7 protein-coding genes are annotated in these 5,969 nt (G+C 51.0%); all 7 read left to right on the top strand.

Annotated features, from left to right (window positions below; translation table 11 throughout):
• The first annotated feature begins 140 nt into the window (after positions 1 to 140).
• Entirely contained in the window at positions 141 to 302 is a 162-nt protein-coding gene (locus PHV74_14615) for a LuxR C-terminal-related transcriptional regulator (protein ID MDD5095589.1), read from the top strand.
• Between the two features lie 445 nt (positions 303 to 747).
• Positions 748 to 1,407 carry a response regulator transcription factor gene (locus PHV74_14610; protein ID MDD5095588.1) on the top strand — a complete coding sequence of 220 codons (660 nt, stop codon included), beginning with the start codon at positions 748 to 750 and terminating at the stop codon, positions 1,405 to 1,407.
• 139 nt (positions 1,408 to 1,546) lie between these two features.
• Positions 1,547 to 1,768, top strand: coding sequence for a hypothetical protein (locus PHV74_14605; protein ID MDD5095587.1), 222 nt, complete (start codon positions 1,547 to 1,549; stop codon positions 1,766 to 1,768).
• Positions 1,769 to 1,783: 15 nt separating this feature from the next.
• On the top strand, positions 1,784 to 3,103 hold the full coding sequence (locus PHV74_14600) for a hypothetical protein (protein MDD5095586.1): 1,320 nt from the start codon (positions 1,784 to 1,786) through the stop codon (positions 3,101 to 3,103).
• Between the two features lie 439 nt (positions 3,104 to 3,542).
• Positions 3,543 to 4,943, top strand: coding sequence for a dihydrolipoyl dehydrogenase (locus PHV74_14595; protein MDD5095585.1), 1,401 nt, complete (start codon positions 3,543 to 3,545; stop codon positions 4,941 to 4,943).
• A gap of 76 nt (positions 4,944 to 5,019) precedes the next feature.
• Positions 5,020 to 5,487, top strand: coding sequence for a bacterioferritin (gene bfr / locus PHV74_14590; GenBank protein ID MDD5095584.1), 468 nt, complete (start codon positions 5,020 to 5,022; stop codon positions 5,485 to 5,487).
• 74 nt (positions 5,488 to 5,561) lie between these two features.
• Complete coding sequence (locus PHV74_14585) at positions 5,562 to 5,876, top strand: flavin reductase (protein MDD5095583.1); 315 nt, start codon at positions 5,562 to 5,564, stop codon at positions 5,874 to 5,876.
• Positions 5,877 to 5,969 lie beyond the last annotated feature (93 nt).

Here is a 5,969-nt window from a genome sequence, read left to right as displayed (position 1 = left end):
CGTTCGCGCCGTGGCCAGCGGCCATCGCTATCTCAGTCCACCCCTCTCGGAACGCGCCATAGAAGTCTACACTCGGTCCACCGAACAGGCTACTCTGGAACCTTATGAGACGTTGACTGCAAGAGAGAGAGGTGTTGCACATGGCTGCCCAGGGCTATACAAACGGTGAAATTGCCAAACAGATCGGCATCAGCCAGCGGACGGTGGAAGTCCATCGCACCAATATGATGCGCAAACTCAATCTACACAGTCAAACGGACCTAATTCGATACGCCCTCAAGCACCAGATATTGCCGCCATAAACTCCTTGTCACCAAGTTCCTCATATCGAAAGAGGCAAACCAGTCTGACTCCACCCCTGTCCCTAACTCGTTGGGGAATTGTTATAAGGGTGCGATAAATGGAGGCCCCCACGGGGATCACCCCAGACCTCGGAAAGAAGACATTACCCCGTCACATTGCCTGCCGATAGGTCTAAAAATACGTACTCCCGGCGCTAAAACTCCGTATGACCACGTATATTCCCCCATGACAAAGACCTTTAATATATGAGATGTAGAAACCTGAGCGGCTGTTCTTCACCAATTTCATCAAGCGGCTGATAGATATTGACAGTCATCCTCTTTGATCCCCCGATATTTGGGACGGGGAGTTTCCGATCGCCATATGGAATGCTTGACAGGCTCTTCTCAATCGCCTGATTCGAGAATATCGTCACCCTAAGGTTTCGGCAAATCGAGGCACAAAATGACTGAGACAGTAATAACCCTGGTAATAGCCGATGATAATCCTTCGGTCAGGCAGGGAGTGATCTCACTTCTGAAAAAAGAACCTGACCTTCAGATCATCGGTGAGGCAAGCAATGGAGAAAAGGCAATTCAACTGGTGAAAAAACTCTCCCCCGATGTTCTGATCGTCGATCTGGTGATGCCGGATATCAATGGCCTTGTGGTGATTCGAGGCATTGCCCACGGGTCACGAAAAACCGCATCCATCGTGCTCTCGGCATATAACTACGAGGGTTATGTTGTCGAGGCCTTTCGCGCCGGAGCGCGGGCCTATGTCCTGAAGGATTCCCTGGATAAGCTTGCGGATGCTGTGCGCGCAGTCAATCATGGCCAGACCTACCTCAGTTTACCCCTATCACCTTCAGCAATCCAGAGTTATCTGGCAAAAACCTGTGATTCGTCTCCAGATTGCCATCATCACCTGAGCACCCTGCAACGGGAGCTCATACGCATGGAAGCGGTAGGATGGACCATCTCCGAGATCGCCGAGCAGTTGCACCTAAAGGTCCAGATTGTCGAAGTCGAGCGCGCCAATTTAATGCAAACACTCGGGCTTCTCGATCATGTCCAAATGGTTGAATATGCGGTAGCGCGAGGGATTATAGCACGAGGCCAATGAAATCGATCCCGGCTCTTAACCCAAAACTACGGGCATTTTCGTGCCAAAATACGCATCTATACGAATTTTCTCGCTCAGCCGAAGCACCTATATTAGAACTGAAACGCCAGAGTCCCGACTTTCCGAGAGGAGTCACAAGATGTACTGGTTAAAGTCATGCCAGAAATGCAGGGGAGACCTCTATCTAGCACAGGATACGGAGGGTCTGTTTATCACCTGTCTTCAGTGCAGCGCAAGAACCTATATTCACGATCCGAACCAGCCTGAAAACGAGGCTGCTCTTGATCTGCATCGCGCCAAGGCGGCAACTCATGAAAGATCTGACAGGCAATCTCATCATATGACTACGGCTGCCGGATGAAAGGAGGCAACACAAATGGCATCCATTTACTTCAGCGGAACCTATCGGCCCATCCTGTGCGGTATCGGAGACTACACCCATTTTATTGCACGCGAGTTGGATTCGAGCCGGTGGAAGGTTCTCTCATTCGACCTGAACACCTGCGGACTACAGATGACCCAAAAGAACGAAGTCTCAAAAGGCCAGGCATGGTACGGCATACCTGGCCCTGCGGACTTTTCCGCCCCGGCGATTCTCTCTGGAATAAGCGCCCTTGGTGGAAGGCTCGATGATGCGGTAGTGTGGTTTCAACACGAGCATGGGATATGGCGAGATGACCGGAAATTTGCCCTTATGCTCAGCCGTTTGCACCTACCAAAAATCGTAACCTTTCATACACTCCATTTTCAGAGTGGTGAAACCCCAAGTGGTCTGCGCCAAAATCAGGTGGAGTTTCTCGGAATGGTGCTGCCTCATGTCGATGCTATCACAGTGTTCAGCCAAGGGGTCCATCAGGCAGTCACAGGAGCATTCCCTCAATACTGGGACAAGGTATTCATGCTGCGACATGGAGTCCACGTGCCTTCAAACATCGGCGGACTAAGCCGAATCGAGGCCAGAAAAAGACTAAGTGACTTTCTGCTCCACGAATCCGATCTGGATGAAAATACCAGGGAGAATTTACGCCACACGGGTATTCTTTCGGATCAAGATTGCTTCATCATCGGGCAAGCCGGATTCCTCTGTCCCAGCAAGCAGTCCGAATTCCTTTACCAACTTCGGGATACCCTTCAGCAACTTGTCCCTCAAAAGCGGATCCTGGCACTTCGCATCGGAGCGCCCAGGGATTCCTCTCAAAGGACCTATGCCCAGCAACTGCGTTTGCAAACGAACAACCGCGATAATTTCCTGCTGGAGTCCTGCCTTCCAGAGGATATGCTGCGAGTCGCTCAAAAAGCGTTCGACCTCAACTTCTACTGGCCCAGGGAATGCTCTCAGAGCGGTATTCTTGCCCATGCACTGGGCGTCGGCGCTCTGGTTGCCGGACGGGAGATGGAAGGCTCGGGGGAGACCCTGAGGATGGCCGAAGCAATCACCAGCAAAGAGCCGCAATCCATCATTGACGGTATCCGGAATCTTATACTGAATCCCGAGATCGGCATCCGAATGGAAGAGAGGGCTTTGGCCTACGCGCAAGAGTTCTCCTGGAAAAACCAGGCCAAAAAGCACTCTGACCTGGCAAAGAAACTGATTGCCACAATGGATAAGCCGATCATACCGGAGAAATTTGAAAAGGCATCTCTAAGAAGATCTGCCGAATACGCAGGTACCGGCCTTATGTCTTCACCTTCATAGCAAGACCTCAAGTTTTATTTCTATAGACCTTAATGGGGAAATGGTCAGAACCCTATACCGGGCTTGGGAAGCGTATATAAGAGAGGCATAAGGCATCCTTCGATTCCCGTGCTCATCATCTCGCCATCCGGATGCCGCATCAGCTAGCAACTGATCTGACTAATGGCAAAATGAAAAGCTGGCCATGTTCTTTGCCTTTGTGCGCTTTGCCCCCAAAAAAAGAGAGCGCTAGCATCAGGCAGGGTGATTGCACCCTGCCTGATGCTAATATGTTTCAGGGGAAAGGGTCTAATAGATACCGCGCGACTTCACTGAAAGAAGTGCTACACACAATGCTCGTTTACCCATTGAAGGACCGGGAACGCCCTGAAAAGTGAGCTGGAGAGAATATCGGCAGACTTTGTTGAAACCGGAATCGCACCGCCCAAGGAGGAAATCAGTGAAATCATATGATGTCATCGTAATAGGGTCCGGGTGTGGGATGAGCATCGTTGAGGAGGCTCTCGATCGTCACCTGAAAGTGGCATTGGTGGATAAAGGGCCTTACGGGGGCACATGTCTGAACCTGGGCTGTATTCCGTCCAAGATGCTGATTTCCCCGGCGGACAGAGTGACCGAAATACAGGAATCATGGAAGCTCGGGATCGATGCCGAGGTGCGAGAGATCAACTTTCAGGCCATCATGGAGCGGATGAGAAAAAGCATCTCAGACGCCCAGAAGGAGATGAAACAAGGCCTATCGGAAGCCAATGAGCTGGATTTCTATGAAGGGGAAGGACATTTCATCGCCGATTATACGCTTGAAGTGGGGGGAGAGCAGATCAAGGGAAAGCAAATCTTCATCGCTACCGGCTCCAGGCCATTGATCCCTCCCATCAAAGGTCTTGATGAGATCGAGTATCTTACCAATGAAACCGTGTTGCAGCTCAATGAACGGCCAGAGAGTCTGGTAATCATTGGTGGAGGCTATATTGCGGTTGAGTTCGGGCATTTCTTTGCAGCGATGGGCACCCGGGTAACGATCGTGGAGATGGCAGATCGGCTTGTCCTCTCCGAGGAACCGGAGATAGCGGCGCTGCTCAAGACCGAATTGAGCAAGCGCATGGAAGTTCGCACTGGCACCACGGTTGAGGAGGTCAGGGCCAACGGTAACCAGATCGTCGTTTTGGCCAAAGAAAACAGTTCCGGGAAAGAGCGGCGGCTTTCTGCCGAAAAGACCCTCATTGCCGTCGGAAGAAAGTCGAATGCCGATCTGCTCAAACCGGAGAAAACGGGCGTCGAACTGGACGGCAAAGAATACATAAAGGTGGATGAGTATCTCCAGACAACCAAGAAGAACATCTTCGCCATTGGAGATGCAAACGGTCAGCAGATGTTCACGCATGTCGCCAATCGGGAAGCGGAGATAGCGGCGCAAAACGCCTTTGGCGAGGAGAAGCAGAAAATGGACTATCGCGCCGCACCTCATGCGGTGTATTCTTATCCCAAAATCGCTTCAGTGGGATTAACTCAGGCACAGGCCGGCAAGGACCATCAGATACTGGTAGGCATGGGAGAATACATGGGAGTAGCTCAGGGCGAGGCGATGATGGAAAAGGACAGTTTTGCCAAAATCATCATAGATAAAGAAAATCTGGAGTTATTGGGTTTTCACATCATCGGGTCAAATGCGCCAATCCTCATCCAGGAGGTGATCAATGCCATGACATCCGGGGGTCATATCCACGAGATCATTGAGGGCTTGCACATCCATCCCGCCCTCACAGAGCTCATACCGAGCACCATCCGAAACCTTGAGGAGCCTACCGATCATCAAGACTCATCCCATGTACATTCGTAATAAATCCGGGAACTACGTTCAGGACGCAGTTGTCTGGAAGATCAACGCTTGAGCTTGCCCGTTTGAAGGAGGAAGAATGAAAGGGAATGATACGGTAATCGAGAAGCTGAATGATCTGCTGTCTGACGAGCTCACGGCCATCAGTCAATATATGGTCCATGCGGAAATGTGCGCCAACTGGGGATACGACCATCTGCATAAAGTGGCTCAGAAACGCGCCATCGACGAGATGAAACACGCAGAAAGACTCATCGAGCGCATTCTCTTCCTTGAAGGGTGGCCCATCGTAAGTAATCTGAAGAAGATTCATATCGGCCCGGAGATTGAACCCCAACACAAAAACGATTGGATTCTTGAGGATGGCGCAATCAAGTCATATAATGATGGCATTCGGCTGGCGGTAGAACTCGGAGACAACGGAAGCCGGGAACTGTTTGAGTCGATTCTCAAGGACGAGGAAAGCCATATCGACACCATCGAGCAGCAATTTGATCAAATACGCCAGATGGGGATCCAAAACTATCTGGCAGCACAGCTTTCCTAGCAGGTGCTATCGCGGTCTCCGGTTCTTTGGGCAAGATTACTGCGGAATGAAGACGATCTGAGAGGGAGGAGCAGATGCAAGAGGTGAATTTGAATACCGCCATCGAACTGGGCTCACCCTATCCATACACGCTGGTTGTCACTTTAGGCAAGGAAGGAAAGCCCAACGTGATGGGCCTCTCCTGGTGGACTTTCACCTGTCTGCAGCCACCGATGATCGCCATCTCCGTTGGTCACGCCCGATACACTCACGAATGCCTGGAAGCCTGCAGAGAGTTCACGCTTTGTTTCCCTTCACAAGAACAGGCAAAGGGTGCCTGGAGTTGTGGGACAAAGTCAGGCCGTCAGGCCGATAAACTAGTGTCATGTCACGTAATGATTGACGGATAAAGGCGTCTCAATTTTACCCTGGCGTCATCTATGGTGAAATGCCAATTGATCTTGGCATTCAGATTGTTTCTGCTCTTGCACCATGCCTCGACT

The sequence above is a fragment of the Dehalococcoidia bacterium genome (assembly GCA_028711995.1).
In the GTDB taxonomy this organism is placed as follows: domain Bacteria; phylum Chloroflexota; class Dehalococcoidia; order SZUA-161; family SpSt-899; genus JAQTRE01.
This window is presented reverse-complemented; position numbering and strand designations above follow the sequence as displayed.

Bases quoted from the DNA above. Each gene is read 5' to 3' on its own strand.
- PHV74_14615 (MDD5095589.1), top strand. From the start codon at position 141: ATGGCTGCCCAGGGCTATACAAACGGTGAAATTGCCAAACAGATCGGC.
- PHV74_14610 (MDD5095588.1), top strand. From the start codon at position 748: ATGACTGAGACAGTAATAACCCTGGTAATAGCCGATGATAATCCTTCG.
- PHV74_14605 (MDD5095587.1), top strand. From the start codon at position 1,547: ATGTACTGGTTAAAGTCATGCCAGAAATGCAGGGGAGACCTCTATCTA.
- PHV74_14600 (MDD5095586.1), top strand. From the start codon at position 1,784: ATGGCATCCATTTACTTCAGCGGAACCTATCGGCCCATCCTGTGCGGT.
- bfr (MDD5095584.1), top strand. From the start codon at position 5,020: ATGAAAGGGAATGATACGGTAATCGAGAAGCTGAATGATCTGCTGTCT.
- PHV74_14585 (MDD5095583.1), top strand. From the start codon at position 5,562: ATGCAAGAGGTGAATTTGAATACCGCCATCGAACTGGGCTCACCCTAT.